The following is a 16,838-nucleotide window of genomic DNA, read 5'->3' as shown; positions in this document are numbered from 1 at the left end:
ACATCATACATTAATTAAAAGTGACACAAGATCGTAATTTCGACGACATTGCCCACAAATTTGCCGAAAATATTTATGGCTCAGACAAAGGCAATATACGTCAGACTATCGTCTGGGAAGATTTGCAGCAAATCATAACCCAAATAGCAGGCCATGCAAAACCTCTCACCATTCTGGATGCGGGAGGGGGCTTAGCACAAATGTCACAAAAGTTGGCCGAGCTTGGTCACAATATTATATTGTGTGATGTCTCTAGCGAAATGCTCTCTTTAGCTAAGCAAGAGATTGCACAACAAGATTTGCTAGAGCAGTATCAGTTTATCCATGCGCCTATCCAAGAGTTAGATCAGCACCTCAAGCAACCGGTGGATCTGGTTTTGTTTCATGCGGTCATGGAGTGGTTAGCTGATCCTAAAGATGTACTCGAAAAATTGATGCAACATGTTCGTCCTGGCGGCATGGCGTCAATCATGTTTTATAACCACCATGGATTGGTAATGAAAAACGTAATATGTGGCAACATTCCACATGTATTGCAGGGAATGCCCCATCGTAAACGATTTAAGTTGCAGCCGCAGAAAGGGTTATTACCCGAAGACGTTTATTGCTGGTTAGAAGAATGCGACTTACGCATTTGTGGAAAATCAGGGATTCGCTGCTTTCATGACTATATTGGATTTACCCAATATGTGGGCGATTATAGTCAAGAAGAACTGATGCAGCTTGAACGACAATTATGTAGAACCGAACCTTATCTTTCTCTAGGAAGATACATACACGTATGGGTTCAAAAAGAAATGACAGTAGGGAACTGAATGAGTCAACTCTCCCAAGAAGGGCAACATGACGATCAAGTCACAGTCGATGAACTGGTCGGGTGGGTTAAACAACACGATTTCTCCCTTAACCTCAATAGTGAACATCTGAGTTTTTTAGTCGCGATAGCGCTACTCAGTCGTGAACGTTTTGATGAAGAGTTAGGAGAAGGCGAATTGCATGATGCATTTGCTATTGTCCAGCGAGAATTTAATGGTGATGCTAGCGTCAGCAACATCGCTTTCAAAGCCAATAACGCTATTAATAGCTTAGTCGCACAGAGATTATTGAGCCGATTTACCAGTGAAGGACAAGACGGAAGCAGCATTTATCGCCTTTCGCCCCTTGCTGTAGGCATTTCTGAGTACTACCTGCGCCACCGTCAATTTTCGAAATTGAAATTGTCTATCCAACTGACTTTAGCCGGCAAAGAGCTGGCAAATGTTGTGGCTACTGCTGAGCAGACGCCAACTGATGAAGGTTGGCGTAGAGACATATACGGCACATTGAAGTTTTCGGTAGCCGAAATTTTTGACCAAATTGACTTAAACCAAAGGGTCATGGACGAAGAGCAGCATCAGGTAAAAGCCGAGATTGCTGAGCTATTAAACCAAGATTGGCGTGAGGCGATTATTCACTGTGAAGACTTGCTTTCTGCAACCTCAGATACCTTAACCGAGCTGCAATCTTCCTTGCAAGCGGCAGGCGATGAGCTGCAATCTCAGCTATTGACCTTACAACAATTGGTGTATGGCAAAGAAGATTTAGACTACATCGATGCGGTGTTATTTAGCCTGCAAGTCAAGCTCGATCGCATCATCAGTTGGGGACAACAATCGATAGATTTATGGATAGGTTATGACCGTCACGTGCATAAATTTATCCGTACTGCGATTGACATGGATAAGAACCGAGCATTCAGTCAAAGACTGCGTCAATCTATCCAAGATTTTTCCTCCAGTTCATGGCTATTGACCTTTGCCGATGCGGAGCGTTTACGAGACCTAAGAGATGAATCTCTGGTGTTGAAAAACGATGAAGCCTTGGGGCAATTGCCGCCAGAAGTGGAATATCAAGAAATGCAACAGGTCAGCAATGAGTTGGCCGAACAAGTCACAGCCATGTTGAAACGTCATAAAGATCAAGGGGCTAAAATCGACCTTGGTGAAGTGCTGCGTAATTATCTCGCCACTCACGCACAGGCAAGTCACTTTGATCTGGCTCGATTAGTGGTAGACCAAGCGGTGCGCTTGGGTTACTCAGAGCAAGACTACGCAGCAATACAGCCGGATTGGCAATCAATTAATGAATATGGCGCAAAGGTACAAGCGAATGTCATCAATAAATTCTGATACATATATGCCAGAGAATCTGGTTCGAGCGATAGCAAATCCGCTGTTTCCAGCGTTAGATAGCTTACTTCGCTCTGGTCGTCATATTACTCAAGACGACATGGATAACCATGCACTGCTGTGCGACTTTGAAACAGACTTGATGCTGTTCTACCAAAGATACAACACCGAATTGGTGCGCGCGCCAGAAGGCTTCTTCTACTTGCGCCCACGTTCAACCACCTTAATTAGCCGTAGCGTACTCTCTGAGTTAGATATGCTGGTGGGTAAGGTCTTGTGTTTCCTTTATTTAAGCCCAGAGCGTCTGGCGCAAGAAGGCATATTCAGCAACCAAGAAATGTTTGATGAACTGCTTTCTATTGCCGACCATCGCACTTTGATGAAATTTGTCACCAATAAAGCGACCGGTACCGATTTAGATAAAGAAAAACTGTACGACAAAGTGCGCACTTCTTTGCGCAGACTGAAACGTCTGGGCATGCTATTGCCAATAGGCGAAGGTGAGAAATTCCGCATCAGCGAAGCGGTATTTCGCTTTGGCGCCGATGTTCGAGTCGGTGATGATGTACAGCAAGCGCAAATACGCTTAATTAGAGACGGTGAAGCGGTCCCTTCAGAAGAAGTACAACAAGGCAGTTTGCTTGATGAGCCTAACCACAATGAAACAAGCTCTGATGAGCAAACTGGTGATGAGTCAAATAATGAGGAACAAGCATGATTGAACGCGGTAAATATCAATCACTGACCATGGTCAACTGGAACGGTTTTTTTGCACGTACCTTTGATATCGATGGTCTTGTTACTACATTGTCTGGCGGTAATGGTGCGGGTAAATCCACCACTATGGCGGCATTTATTACCACATTGATCCCTGATCAAAGCCTACTGCACTTTAGAAACACCACCGAAGCGGGAAGCTCGCAAGCCTCTCGTGATAAAGGTTTGTACGGTAAGTTGCAACCGGGCGTGTGTTATGCGGCGCTAGAAGTGGTCAACTCTCGTAATCAACGTCTGGTATTTGCGGTTAAACTGCAACAAATTGCCGGTCGTGATAAGAAAGTGGATATTAAGCCTTTCTTAATTCAAGGTCTGCCAAGCTCGATTAAAGCAGCAAACTTGTTCATTGAAACCATCAATGATACGCAAGCGAAAGTGTGTCAGCTCAATGAAGTAAAAGAGCGAGTGGCGGAAATCGAAGGGGCGCAATTTAAAGCCTTTAATTCTATTACCGATTACCACGCACAGATGTTTGATTTTGGCGTAGTGCCGAAAAAACTGCGTAACTCTAGCGACCGCTCTAAGTTTTATCGCTTAATTGAAGCCTCTTTATACGGCGGCATCTCAAGCACCATTACTCGTTCATTGCGCGATTATTTATTGCCACAAAATGGCGGGGTGAAAAAAGCCTTTCAGGATATGGAAGCGGCGCTACGTGAAAACCGCACCACCTTGGAAGCGATTAAAAATACCCAAGCGGATCGTGACCTATTTAAGCACCTGTTAACTGAGTCAACCAACTACGTTGCCGCCGACTACATGCGTCATGCTAATCAGCGCCGCTCGAAATTAGAAAGCACGCTGGCTATGCGCGCAGAGCTATTTGGTAATCGTCAGCAGATTATTGATAACAATGCACTGCTTAACTCAACGCAGCAGCAATTAGAAGCGGTTGTCGAAGAGTACTCAGCGCTAGAGCAAGACCATCAATCCGCAGTTGATTATGTTCAGCTAGTGCAAAATGCACTGCAGCAACAACAAAAAATCGCTCGCTACGAAGATGATTTGGTTGAGCTAAGTGAGCGCCTTGAAGAACAAATCATGGTGGTCGAAGAGGCGCAAGAGCTATTAATTGCCGCCGAAGAGCAAAGCACCTTAACCGAAGAAGAGGTCGACAGCCTTAAATCTCAGCTCGCGGATTATCAGCAAGCGCTGGATGTTCAGCAAACTCGCGCGCTGCAATATCAGCAAGCGATTAAAGCCTTTGCTGAGGCACGTGAACTGTGCGGTTTAGACATTGATTCAGTGGATGAGATCCCAGCCATTGTCAGCGAACTGGCTGAGCAGCAACAAAGTCAAACTCAGCAAATCTTATCGCTAAAACACAAATTAGACATCAATTCAGCAGGCGTTGAGCAGTTCAACCATGCCTTTGAATTGGTGAAAAAGCTCGATGGCACTTGCTCACGTCAGCAAGCGGCAAGCTTTGCCAAAAGCGCATTGGCTAAAGCGGTATCGGCCAACAATGATGTGTCTCAATTGCCACACTGGCAGTCACAAAAACAAGCATTAAGCAGTGCACTGGCAAAACAAAAAGCGGTGCGTGCATTGGTCACTGAATATCAGCAGCAATTTGCCTCGCAGTTATCCGATGAAGCGGACTTAGAAATTGAGCACGAGCGTCAAGCTCTAGCCATTGAAACGGCTGAGCAAAACATTGAGTCAGGCCGTGATAACTTAATTGAGATGCGTCGTAATGAGCAGCAAATTAATTCTGAGATTACCCGTTTTGAATCCATTGCGCCAAGCTGGATTAAAGCCAATGACGCCTTGACGAAAATTGCCGAGCAAACCGATGCTGAGCTAATCGATGCTCAATCGGTAATGGCGTCTATGCAGCAAGTGCTAGAAACAGAGAAAGCCCTGTTATCGAGCAAAGATGCGATTGCCATTCGTCGTACTCAAGTCGATAAAGAGATCGAAGCGTTAGGCGCACCGGGCGGGGCAAATGATGCTCGTCTGAAAGCGTTAGCGGATAGCTTAGGCGGCGTGCTTCTTTCTGAAATATACGACGACATCACTTTAGATGACGCGCCTTACTTCAGCGCCATGTACGGCCCTGCGCGTCACGCGATTGTCGTGTCAGACATGAGCGGCATTAAAGAGCGATTGGTCGAATTTGATGATTGCCCTGATGATGTTTACCTTTTAGAAGGTGACGTTGACGCCTTTGATGATAGCCAATTTGAAGTGGAAGAATTTGAAGGCGCTGTGTGCGTTCAAGTCAGCGACAAACAACTGCGTTTCTCACGCTTCCCGAAAGTGCCATTATTTGGACGTGCCGCGCGTGAATCTCGCCTTGATACCTTGCGTGAAGAGCGTGACCAATTAATCGAAGATTACGCAAAAGCCTCATTTGACGCGCAAAAAGCGCAGCGTTTGTACCAAGCCTTTAATGACTTTGTGGCAAATCACGCACAAGTGGCCTTTGAAGACGATCCAGAAGATAGCATTCGCGAATTACGCAGTCAGCGCAGTGCGTTGACAGAGCAGTTATCAAAACTGCAAGCGGCAGAAAGTGAGCACAAAATTACTTTAGCCAAAGCGAAAAAAGCGCTCTCGGCATTAGATAAAATTTCGCCATCGTTACATCTCCTTGAAGACATCAGCCTTGCTGAGCGTCTAGAAGAGGTTGAGCATAAGTTAGAAGCGCTCACTGAAAGTAAGCGCTACCTTGATCAGTGTGGCAAAACCCTGCAACAGCTTGAGCCTATTGTGGATGCCCTTGATGCCGACCCTGAGCAATTTGATGCGATTCAAGCCGAATACGAAGCTCTTGATAAGGCTTTACAACAAAATAAAACCAAGAGTTTTGCACTGTCGAACGTATTAGGACGTAAAGTGCACTTTGCCTACCAAGACTCAGTGCAATTGCTGGATAAAAGTAATGAGCTGAGCGATCAGCTGAAACTTAAACTAGTAAGCGCAGAAGCGGCGAAAGAGCGCGCTAAAGAAGGCTTAAAGCAGGCGCAAAAGCAGTTCCAACAATATAACCAATTGTTGGCAACCCTAAAAAGCTCTCATCAAGCGAAGTCTGAAACCGTACAAGAGTTCCGCCTAGAGCTTAGCGATGCCGGTGTTACCTTAGATGATGGCATTTTAGAGCGCGCGCAATCGCGCAAAGAAAACCTGCATCAGCGCATTGAAACCTCGCGCACCGCGCAATCTCAAATGCAGAAAACCTTAACCGCGACTGAGATGGAGCTTCGCACCGCCACTAAAGCGCTGAAGAAGCAGCAAAAAGAGTACAATGAGCTGCGCACCTTTGTAGTGACGGCAAAAGCTGGCTGGTGCTCAGTATTGAAACTGGCGCGAGAGCACGATGTAGAGCGTCGTCTGCACAAACGTGAATTGGCTTATCTTTCAGAAGGTGAGCTGCGCTCCATGTCCGATAAATCGTTGGGGGCATTGCGCCTTGCGGTAGCCAATGAAGACGATTTACGAGATTCACTGCGCGCTTCTGAAGATACCGCGTATCCTGAACGTAAGGTGCTGTTCTACATTGCGGTATACCAATATCTGCGTGAGCGTATTCGCCAAGATATTATTCGCACTGACGATCCTGTGGAAGCCATCGAAGAGATGGAAGTGGAGCTAGCGCGTCTAACCGAAGAGCTTAATCAACGTGAAACTCGTCTGGCGATCAGTTCAGAGTCTGTTTCTAGCATCATTAAGAAGACCATTCAGCGTGAGCAAAACCGTATCCGCATCTTGAACCAAGGATTGTCGAACATCCACTTTGGTCAGGTGAAAGGGGTTCGCTTGAATGTGCAAATTCGCGAAAGCCATCAAGTGCTGTTAGATAGCCTAGCAAGCCCTGATAAAGCGCATCAACAACTGTTTGATAATTCAAGACTGACCTTCTCCGAAGCGATGGCGAAATTGTTCCAACGCGTTAACCCGCACATTGATATGGGTCAGCGTTCACCGCAAGTGTTGGGTGAAGAGCTACTGGATTACCGAAACTACTTAGAAATGGGCGTGGAAGTTAACCGTGGTTCAGAAGGTTGGTTGCAAGCTGAGTCTGGGGCACTGTCAACGGGTGAAGCTATTGGTACAGGTCAATCCATTCTATTGATGGTGGTGCAAAGCTGGGAAGAAGAATCACGCCGTTTACGTAGCAAAGACATTGTTCCTTGTCGTTTATTGTTCTTGGATGAAGCGGCGCGTTTGGATGCCAAATCCATTGCCACCTTGTTTGAGTTGTGTGACCGCTTAAACATGCAATTGTTGATTGCCGCCCCAGAAAACATCAGCCCAGAAAAAGGGACGACTTATAAACTGGTGCGTAAAGTGTTTAAAGATCATGAACACGTACATGTGGTAGGTCTACGCGGTTTTGGTCAAAAATCATTAGACAGCCAGCAAATTGATGAAGCGGAAGTGATCTAGACTTTCTCTTTATTAACCCAGACAAAAAGCACCTGTCATGATTCATGACAGGTGCTTTTTTATGTCCAGTTAATTGGCAATTAAAGTAGGGGACTAAAGCAAATCTAACGTGTGCTGATAACGGTATTGATAGCCGAGTTTTTGTGACAGGGTACTGTCGATTCTTTTATCAGGCGTATCGACGATTTCCGGAAGCGCAATATCCAGTTGTCGAGAGGCAATAGCGGCTTGATAAAACTGCGCCTTATCACATGTATCTGGGGTAGAGGCATTCAGTACTCGGCTCGTGACCTTATTGAGCGCAAATTCAATAATCCCAATGGCATCGTCTTTGTGCAGCATGTTAGCCGGCGCGTGACGACTGACTGAGCGCAAACGAGTGGCAAAGCGAGAAGGGTGGCGATGTTGGTCAATGAGCCCACTGCAACGAATAACGGCATAATCCAACCCGCTATCAAGCACTTGTTGCTCTGCTTTTAACAGCGCTCGGCTCTTTTCGGAAAATTGGTTATCGACAATAGATTGCGCAAAATCAGCATCGCTTTCTTGCATGGGCTTAGCAATGGCAGGATAAACGGCTGTTGAGCTGATCATGATGATCTTATTGATTTTCGCTTGTTTAGCACTTTGACAGATTTGCTGCCAGTTTTGTGCATAGCTGTCCCAATTGGGCGTCGCTGTTCGACGAAATCCGGGCGTAAAACAGCCAATAATGGTATCGATATTTAATTGTTGTAACAGATCTGCGAGCGAATGAGGCGCTTCTAACGGTAACGATAAATGATGCGCGTGTAAGCCTTCTGCTGAGCTTTGCTTTACGGTGTCTAATTGGGAATTGGTGACATGAACTTGATGATGAGAAGCGCTAAGTTGCTTGGCTAAAGGACGACCAAGCCAACCAGCGCCTATTATTAGAACGGAAGCCATATTAGTGGCTAAGCGCCCTTAGAATTTTGTCTGCCGATTCAGCGATTTCTACGCCTTGATCAGTCAGGTAACCACCATCACTGAGTGTACATAAGCCTTTTTCAAATAAGCTTTTAATTGCTACTTGAGTAGCTTCACAAGCATCACTGCGAACCTTAATACCTGTAGCCGCACTATCTAAGTTGAATTGCATTAGCAAGTTCAGTTCATCGACCAATAATTGATTAAATTTCATGCTCTTTCCTTTTTGATTCCTTTCAACACATTAGAACTGGAATGCGAGTGAATCAACAACAAACAGTGAAAAACGTTACCTCTATCGGGTGCGCGCTTATTTGTTAGCCAGTTTTGGCTTTGGCAATGTGTAAATATGATTAATGTCATGAGCATGTAAAAAAACGAAGTTTTTTATTGACTCTCCGCTATCCCAGACGAGGCAAGTCTTTACACTTTTTATCCACAATTATTGTGGATAACCGTATTCTTGATTTTTAAAAACGAGAGGTGCGTTTACTTGGATTAAAAGTTTATAAATGAGTCAGTTATGGCAAATAGCTTGAAAATGTAATACAAGGCGCGCCAACAAATTATCCCCATCTTAATACCCGTAGAATTGATGTGAGATCAATGTCACATCAATTCGCTAAGTTGAGTTAAGTTGGGAATACAGGCTAAATGAGTCCTTTTTAAAGAGAAAACTCAAAGCCAGTTTCTTGCTCAGACAGTGCCCATAAACGTTGTGCACTCGCTTGGTCTTTGACAAACGACTCTATTTGGCGCTGATCAACCGCACCCACCCAATAATTAAATCCAGTGGGCCCATAGTAGGCTTGTTCAGATAAGTTATCCTGTGTCGCGCACATCAGTTCAGGGTATGCGCCTTTCTCTGCCGATTGCACAATCGGCGTCATTGCCATTAGTGAGAATGCAATGCGGGTAATGCCATTTGCTTTGTTGTTAATGAGCGAAGTTTTTGATGCGCCTGGGTGACAAACATACACCTGCACGTTTTTGTTTGCCTGCTTGATTCTGTTTTGCAGTTCATAGCCAAACATCATTTGCGCCAATTTACTGTGGCAGTAGGTGTTATTCGGGTGATAATTGTTATCCCAGTTCATGTCATCAAATTGAATTTTCTGAATGCCCATTTTATAGCCTTCACTGCCGACAACCACGATTCTTCCGTGAGAGGCGTCAATGCGTTCAAACAACATGCCGCACAGTAAGAAGTGACCATAGTGATTGACACCTAACTGGCTTTCAAAACCATCAGCGGTAAATTCTTGCTTCGCCACTTGCGCGATCGCACCATTACAAATAAGCGCATCAATTTGAGGAACGCTTTCGAGAATTTGCGCTGCTGCTTTGCGCACCGAATCCAGTTTAGAAAGATCTAGGGTAATAAAGCTCACTTTTGCATCTGCGCCGAGCTGTGCTTTTAATGCCTCTATCGCCGCAACCGATTTGCTAGGGTTTCGGTTCAACATAACCACTTGAGCGCCTTTAGACAGCAGAATACGTGAAGCTTCAAACCCTGCGCCAGTGTTAGCCCCAGTGATCAAATAGGTTTTACCCTTTAAAGAGTGCATCAGTTCTGGAGTCCAACCTTTAGGGCCAAATTGTTTTGTTGTCATTGTTAAAAACCTTATTCGCTATATTCACTATGCGTTTTGCAAACAGTCTGCAAAAGAAGATTTGCTAATCACTGTTTGCAGTAGTAACCTTTTCTGGAAAAGAACTATAACTCTCACGGTGATAGTTAAATAGGCGATATAGTCTCTAAAATATGCCTATTTGTATCTTTTGTGTCGGTTTGGGTATTAGGTGTTGGGGGGTTGAGTAATGACGAAGAACAAAATAAAAACGCTACTAGAAAAGCAACTTAGTGAAGACGGCTTGCATGAAACGGGAATAAACGGCGTGCGACTGTTTAAGGTGTCAGAGTCCATTCAGTGCGCACCTGCGGTGTATGAACCGACAGTGATTGCTATTGTCAGTGGCACTAAAGAAGCAATATTAGATGGCAATACACACCTTTACGATAACGACAAATACATGTGCTGCACTATGTCGTTACCTGTAGAAGCAGGCACCCCAAATGCGTCACCTGAAAACCCATTGCTCGGAGTTTCGATTACCTTAGACAGTAAAGTAATGACTGAGCTGGCACTGGAGATGGAAAACGTGGCAGGTTCTGTTAAAGCGCCAAGGGGAGCCGAATTACCCAAAGGGCTCTCTTTTGCCTCGTGGGATGATGCATTTTGCGATGCGCTATTGCGCTTATTGCAACTGGGAGATAACTCAGTAGACAGCGCAATATTGGGAGAAAGCCGCTTGCGTGAGTTGTATTATGCGGTATTAAAAGGCGAAGCGGGCGCTTCAGTAAGGCGCTCTTTTGGCGTAGGCAATGAAATCGCTCGTTCTATTGAGTATTTATCACATCGCCTTGATCAAAGCGTAACGATTGATGAGCTAGCCTCTAAAGTAGGAATGAGCCGCGCAGTGTTTCATCGCAAGTTTAAGCAAGCAACCTCACTGTCACCCATCCAATTTATGAAATCGATGCGTTTAAATAACGCGGCAATGAATATCGCAACAGGAATGAATGTATATGAAGCGGCAATGAGTGTTGGCTATGTCAGTTCATCTCAGTTCAGCCGTGAATTTAAACGTTTGTATGGACAGTCACCGAAGCAGTGGGTGTCTTCTCAAGGGCGTTTAGGAATGATGGCGTAAAGTTGGATTAAAGTGCGCAGTATGAGTGAGTTGTGAATCGAGGCAGCTAATGACTGAAAAGCGCATGACGAAAAAAAAGCCGACCACGAAAAAACGTGCGATCGGCTTGTATTCTTGTGAACAAGTACAACGTTCACTAACAACGTCAGTTGGCTAGGTGATCCTTGGCTTAAAAGGATTAATCTCCTTATGCATGATGTGTGCCAACTATAATATACATATGGTAAGTCATTGTTATTTAACGTTAATAGTGGAGAAATAAACGCACTTCGCATTATGCATTTGCAAAATGCAACGAAACTTTGATATTTGCATGTGTGTTTCTTTGCATAGCAAAATGTAATGTTGCTATTAATTTGATTTCAGATAGCGCGATAGATGTCCAGTTTGCATGCACTTATGTATAGAAATGGGCACATCAAACCAGTCGCAAGAGCGTTGTTGCAGACAAACTTGGCAGTGAAATAGGCAGGGTGAGTCAATTAAGTGTTGCGTTAAAGCAGGAGAGCTCATTTATGAGACAACCTGCTTTATATTTTCAGTGAGAATGTTTGGCTTAGATCATTTGATAGCGAACATAGAACCAAAGTTAAAGCATTGGAACCACACTTCACTGCTACTAAAGCCAATATCGGCAAAGCGTTTTTTATGAGTGTCGATTTTGTCGGGCAACATTACATGCTCAATAGCGCTGCGTTTTTGGCTGATTTCCAATTCGCTATAGCCATTGGCACGTTTAAAGTCGTGATGAAGGTCGATAAGCAGTTCGTGCGAAGTCTGATCTTCAAAGATGAATTTTTCCGACAGAATCAAAATGCCACCGGGTAACAAACCTTGATAGATTTTCTCTAGTAGTTTTTGACGATCGTCAGGCGAGAGAAACTGCAAAGTGAAGTTAAGCACCACCACAGAGGCGTCGCGTATTTCTATTTCGCGAATATCGGCTTCACGAATATCGACCGGCGTTTTGGCTTTATAGGCATTGATGTGCAATTTGCATCGCTCCACCATCGCCGATGAATTATCAACAGCAATAATGTGGCAGTTGTCAGCGGTAATGTTGCGACGCATCGATAGTGTTGCCGCACCCAACGAGCAACCAAGATCGTATAAATTGGAGCCTTCAGTGGCAAAACGTTCAGCCAGCATGCCAATGGCAGAGATGATATTGCTGTACCCAGGTACAGAACGTTGAATCATATCTGGGAACACTTCGGCTACGCGTTCATCGAAAGTAAAGTCGCCAATTTTTTCAATTGGGGCGGAAAAAATCTTATCTGTGCTCATGGGATCTTGCTGGGTAATTCATAACAGCGGTAAGTTTAGAGAAAAGTCGGCCAACTGTCATTAGTCGAGATCAGTGACCTTCACTGTTATGACTTTACAGCTATTGTTTTCTGCTAATGTTCCTTAAAAACGCTTATCTTGCTTAAAAACAGAGCAAAGCCGTCATTAACTGAATAAAAAAGTGCATTGAGTATCGATTTTACGGCTATTTCCGAGTATAAATATCGGTTAATTGCGTCGAGATCTTAGTCTCTCGACAGAACCTTATATAGTCATTAGAAAATAGTCGGGAAATTCAATATGCGTAGCCATTATTGTGGTCAACTGAACAAGTCCCTTGCAGGACAAACTGTAGAACTTTGCGGTTGGGTAAACCGTCGCCGTGATTTAGGCGGCCTTATTTTTATCGATATGCGAGATCGCGAAGGTATCGTTCAAGTCGTTGTTGACCCTGATATGGCGCAGGCACATGAAGTGGCAAGCCAACTGCGTAACGAATTTTGCATTAAGCTAACCGGTGAAGTGCGCGTTCGTCCAGACAGCCAAGTAAACAAAGACATGGCAACGGGTGAAGTTGAAGTGATCTGTAAAGGTCTAGAAATCATCAACCGTTCTGAAGTGCTGCCACTTGATTTCAACCAAACCAACTCTGAAGAGCAACGTTTAAAATACCGTTACCTAGACTTGCGTCGCCCTGAGATGAGCGATCGCATCAAACTGCGTGCAAAAGCTTCTAGCTACGTGCGTCGTTTCCTTGATGACAACGGTTTCCTAGACATCGAAACACCTGTACTGACGAAAGCGACACCAGAAGGTGCACGCGACTACTTAGTACCAAGTCGTGTACAAAAAGGCAGCTTCTACGCGCTTCCTCAATCACCACAGCTATTTAAACAGCTGCTGATGATGTCTGGTTTTGACCGTTACTACCAAATCGTAAAATGTTTCCGTGATGAAGATTTACGTGCAGACCGTCAACCTGAATTTACGCAAATTGATATCGAAACCTCATTTATGAGTGCTGACGAAGTTCGTGCTACTACCGAGAAAATGGTACACGGCATGTGGCAAGAGCTGCTGAATGTTGACCTTGGTCAGTTCCCAGTGATGCCATTTAGCGAAGCGATTCGCCGTTTTGGTTCAGATAAGCCTGATCTACGTAACCCACTTGAGCTTGTTGACGTTGCAGACATTTTAAAAGACGTTGAATTTAAAGTCTTTGCTGGCCCTGCTAACGATGAGAAAGGCCGCGTTGCTGTTATTCGTGTACCGGGTGGTGCTAAGCTAACTCGTAAACAAATTGACGGCTATGCTGAATTTGTTGGTATTTACGGCGCGAAAGGTTTGGCATGGATGAAAGTGAATGACCGTGCTGCAGGCATGGAAGGCATTCAGTCTCCAGTGGCTAAATTCTTAAACGAAGAAGTGATCAACAGCATTCTTGAGCGCACTGGCGCAGAGTCTGGCGATATCATTCTATTTGGCGCAGATAAAGCCAACGTTGTTGCTGAAGCGATGGGCGCACTGCGTCTGAAAGTAGGTGTTGATCTTGAAATCACCGACCTATCAGCATGGAAACCACTATGGGTTGTTGATTTCCCAATGTTTGAAGAAGATGGCGAAGGTAACTTGCACGCAATGCACCACCCATTCACTTCTCCTCTGGGCATCACAGCGCAACAGTTAAAAGAAAATCCAGCTAACGTTAACTCTAACGCTTACGATATGGTTATCAATGGCTACGAAGTGGGTGGCGGCTCTGTTCGTATTCACAATGCAGAAATGCAAGCCGCAGTATTTGATATTCTTGGTATTGATGCGCAAGAGCAACAACTTAAATTTGGTTTCTTATTAGAAGCGCTTAAATACGGTACACCACCTCACGCCGGTCTTGCGTTTGGTCTTGACCGTCTAGTGATGTTGCTATGTGGCACAGAAAACATTCGTGACGTAATTGCATTCCCTAAAACAACCAATGCTTCTTGTCTACTGACGGATGCACCAAGTCTGGCAAACCCTGCCGCCCTTGAAGAGTTAGCGATTGCAGTGAAACTTGCGAAAAAAGACAGCGAATAACGTTAGCTGTTAATGAGTTTAAACTCCCGCTTTATTGCGGGAGTTTTTGTTTGAGGGAGAGAAAACATCAATGACGATAATTTTAGGCATTGATCCGGGCTCAAGAATTACCGGATACGGAGTGATTCGTCAAAATGGCCGTCATCTACATTACTTAGGCAGTGGCTGTATCCGCATGTCGGAAAAAGCGTTGCCGGGGCGGTTAAAGCAAATCTACGCAGGGGTGAGTGAAATCATCACTCAGTTCAAGCCCGATGTATTTGCTATTGAACAAGTGTTTATGTCTAAAAATGCCGATTCAGCATTAAAGCTAGGCCAAGCCAGAGGCAGTGCGATTGTTGCCGCGGTCAATGCTGATCTTGAAGTGTATGAATACGCGGCAAGGTTAATCAAACAAGCAGTAGTAGGTACGGGCGGCGCCGACAAAGCGCAAGTACAGCACATGGTACAACAAATGCTCAAGCTTCCAGCAAAGCCGCAAGCCGATGCGGCCGATGCTTTGGGCGTTGCCATTTGTCATGCAAACACCAATAAAACGTTAATCGCTCTAGCAGGCAAAGCCACTTCAGCAAGACGTGGACGATATCGTTAATTCGACGGGTATCAGTTTTATTGTCTACAAGCCTTTCTCTATGTTATTTGAACGTTTACCGCATCGAATTTAAAGCATAATCATTATCCGCTATTGATGTTGAGTACTGGCTATCCGTCCAGTTATTTATTATCATCAATACTATTACAAACAGCTATTGGAATGAGACCGTGATTGGACGTCTACGTGGAACCCTTATTGAGAAACAACCCCCTGAGTTACTGATTGAAGTCGCTGGCGTTGGTTATGAAGTACAAATGCCAATGAGTTGTTTTTATGAGTTACCAGAGATTGGCCAAGAAGCCATTATTTATACTCATTTCGTTGTGCGTGAAGATGCGCAACTGCTTTATGGTTTCAATAGCGTCAGTGAACGCGCGCTGTTCCGTGAAGTCATTAAAGCCAATGGCGTTGGCCCTAAATTGGGGCTTGGCATTTTATCTGGCATGACCGCCAGTCAATTTGTCAGCTGTGTTGAGCACGAAGATATCTCTACCTTAGTTAAATTACCGGGCGTAGGTAAGAAAACGGCCGAACGTCTGGTCGTCGAAATGAAAGACAGACTCAAAGGCTGGGGCGCGGGTGACTTGTTTACTCCTGCAACCGATGCAGCGCCAATGGATAGCGCTATGTCTAGCGATCAAAATGCGGTTGATGAGGCGGTGAGTGCATTATTGGCTCTGGGTTATAAACCGCAAATGGCTTCCAAAGCGATTTCACAAATTGCGAAACCTGATATGACCAGCGAGTCGCTGATTAAAGAAGCTCTGCGAGCTATGGTGTAATTGATGATTGAAGCAGACCGACTGATCGCACCTGATAACCCAACCTTTAAAGACGAAGAGGCGGTCGATAGAGCGATTCGTCCTAAAAAATTAGAAGACTATCAAGGTCAAGATCACGTACGTGGTCAGATGGAAATATTCATCAAAGCGGCGCAAATGCGTAACGAACCCTTAGATCATCTTCTTATTTTTGGTCCTCCAGGTTTAGGAAAAACCACGCTGGCCAATATTGTGGCAAACGAAATGGATGTGAATATTCGCACCACCTCAGGCCCTGTGCTAGAAAAAGCCGGCGATTTAGCCGCGCTACTGACCAACCTTGAAGAGAACGACGTACTGTTCATTGACGAGATACACCGTCTAAGCCCTATGGTGGAAGAAGTGCTGTATCCGGCAATGGAAGATTATCAACTTGATATCATGATAGGAGAGGGGCCTGCCGCTCGTTCTATCAAGATCGATCTGCCGCCGTTTACCTTAATTGGCGCAACCACTCGTGCCGGGTCATTAACTTCTCCGCTTCGAGACCGTTTCGGTATTACCCAGCGCCTTGAATACTACAAGGTTGAAGATCTGCAACACATTGTGCAGCGCAGTTCTGATTGCTTAAATTTGTCAATGGAGTCGCAAGGCGCACTGGAAATTGCAAGACGTGCTCGTGGTACGCCGCGTATTGCTAACCGATTATTACGACGCGTTCGTGATTACGCCGAAGTAAAAAGTGATGGTCATATTGATTCGGACATCGCCGATAAAGCGCTCGACATGCTCGACGTAGATAGCCTTGGTTTTGACTATATGGACAGAAAACTTCTGCTTGCCATAATAGAGAAATTTAATGGTGGTCCGGTTGGACTCGATAATATGGCCGCTGCCATAGGTGAAGAAAAAGACACTATCGAAGATGTATTAGAGCCTTATTTAATTCAGCAAGGATATTTACAAAGAACCCCAAGAGGTCGAATTGTAACAGACCGCGCTTATTTACACTTTGGATTTGATATAAAAGATTAATATAAAGTTAAGGGGGTGTTACCCCCTTTTATTTGTACGACAATACTCCCGCCAAGCTGTTAACTTTGCTTACAAATTACACCG

13 protein-coding genes are annotated in these 16,838 nt (G+C 44.8%); 9 read left to right on the top strand and 4 right to left on the bottom strand.

Going from position 1 to position 16,838, the window contains the following annotated elements:
* Window positions 1-20 precede the first annotated feature (20 nt).
* The 4 genes from cmoM to mukB are packed head-to-tail and all read left to right on the top strand — an operon-like array spanning window position 21 to window position 7,337.
* Window positions 21-815, top strand: a complete 795-nt coding sequence (gene cmoM / locus QV280_RS07770) for a tRNA uridine 5-oxyacetic acid(34) methyltransferase CmoM (protein ID WP_367869526.1) — start codon at window positions 21-23, stop codon at window positions 813-815.
* Complete coding sequence (gene mukF / locus QV280_RS07765) at window positions 816-2,168, top strand: chromosome partition protein MukF (protein WP_023403621.1); 1,353 nt, start codon at window positions 816-818, stop codon at window positions 2,166-2,168. It abuts the gene before it with no gap.
* Window positions 2,149-2,886, top strand: a complete 738-nt coding sequence (gene mukE / locus QV280_RS07760) for a chromosome partition protein MukE (protein ID WP_023403622.1) — start codon at window positions 2,149-2,151, stop codon at window positions 2,884-2,886. The genes mukF and mukE overlap by 20 nt, the downstream gene beginning before the upstream one ends.
* Complete coding sequence (gene mukB, locus QV280_RS07755; RefSeq protein ID WP_152819759.1) at window positions 2,883-7,337, top strand: chromosome partition protein MukB; 4,455 nt, start codon at window positions 2,883-2,885, stop codon at window positions 7,335-7,337. The genes mukE and mukB overlap by 4 nt, the downstream gene beginning before the upstream one ends.
* Window positions 7,338-7,430: 93 nt before the next feature.
* On the opposite strand, the gene QV280_RS07750 is transcribed toward mukB, so the two are convergent.
* From QV280_RS07750 to QV280_RS07740, 3 genes are all read right to left on the bottom strand, one after another.
* Window positions 7,431-8,264: an NAD(P)H-binding protein gene (locus tag QV280_RS07750; RefSeq protein WP_152819760.1), complete on the bottom strand. Its 834-nt coding sequence runs from the start codon at window positions 8,262-8,264 to the stop codon at window positions 7,431-7,433.
* A gap of 1 nt (window position 8,265) precedes the next feature.
* Window positions 8,266-8,499 (bottom strand): TIGR02647 family protein, encoded by a 234-nt coding sequence (locus tag QV280_RS07745; protein WP_021712717.1) that lies wholly within the window; start codon window positions 8,497-8,499, stop codon window positions 8,266-8,268.
* Window positions 8,500-8,950: 451 nt separating this feature from the next.
* Window positions 8,951-9,898 (bottom strand): SDR family oxidoreductase, encoded by a 948-nt coding sequence (locus QV280_RS07740; RefSeq protein WP_152819761.1) that lies wholly within the window; start codon window positions 9,896-9,898, stop codon window positions 8,951-8,953.
* A gap of 208 nt (window positions 9,899-10,106) precedes the next feature.
* Between QV280_RS07740 and QV280_RS07735 the strand changes: the two genes are divergently transcribed.
* Window positions 10,107-11,000: an AraC family transcriptional regulator gene (locus tag QV280_RS07735; RefSeq protein WP_152819762.1), complete on the top strand. Its 894-nt coding sequence runs from the start codon at window positions 10,107-10,109 to the stop codon at window positions 10,998-11,000.
* Between the two features lie 561 nt (window positions 11,001-11,561).
* Here QV280_RS07735 and cmoA read toward each other — a convergent pair.
* Complete coding sequence (gene cmoA, locus QV280_RS07730; protein ID WP_152819763.1) at window positions 11,562-12,287, bottom strand: carboxy-S-adenosyl-L-methionine synthase CmoA; 726 nt, start codon at window positions 12,285-12,287, stop codon at window positions 11,562-11,564.
* A 300-nt stretch (window positions 12,288-12,587) separates the two neighbouring features.
* On the opposite strand from cmoA, the gene aspS reads away from it, so the two are divergent.
* From aspS to ruvB, 4 genes are all read left to right on the top strand, one after another.
* A complete protein-coding gene (gene aspS / locus QV280_RS07725; protein ID WP_023403632.1) occupies window positions 12,588-14,363 on the top strand; it encodes an aspartate--tRNA ligase in 1,776 nt (591 codons plus the stop codon).
* 70 nt (window positions 14,364-14,433) lie between these two features.
* Complete coding sequence (gene ruvC / locus QV280_RS07720; RefSeq protein ID WP_021712729.1) at window positions 14,434-14,955, top strand: crossover junction endodeoxyribonuclease RuvC; 522 nt, start codon at window positions 14,434-14,436, stop codon at window positions 14,953-14,955.
* A gap of 170 nt (window positions 14,956-15,125) precedes the next feature.
* The gene (ruvA, locus tag QV280_RS07715; protein WP_023403633.1) at window positions 15,126-15,740 is read left to right on the top strand and encodes a Holliday junction branch migration protein RuvA; all 615 of its coding nucleotides are present in this window, start codon (window positions 15,126-15,128) and stop codon (window positions 15,738-15,740) included.
* Between the two features lie 3 nt (window positions 15,741-15,743).
* The gene (gene ruvB, locus QV280_RS07710) at window positions 15,744-16,754 is read left to right on the top strand and encodes a Holliday junction branch migration DNA helicase RuvB (protein ID WP_023403634.1); all 1,011 of its coding nucleotides are present in this window, start codon (window positions 15,744-15,746) and stop codon (window positions 16,752-16,754) included.
* The last annotated feature ends 84 nt before the right edge of the window (window positions 16,755-16,838 follow it).

It is taken from the genome of Vibrio sp. B1Z05, from assembly GCF_052955985.1.
The sequence above is the reverse complement of the archived record's forward strand: the minus strand, read 5'-3'. Positions and strand labels throughout refer to the sequence as shown.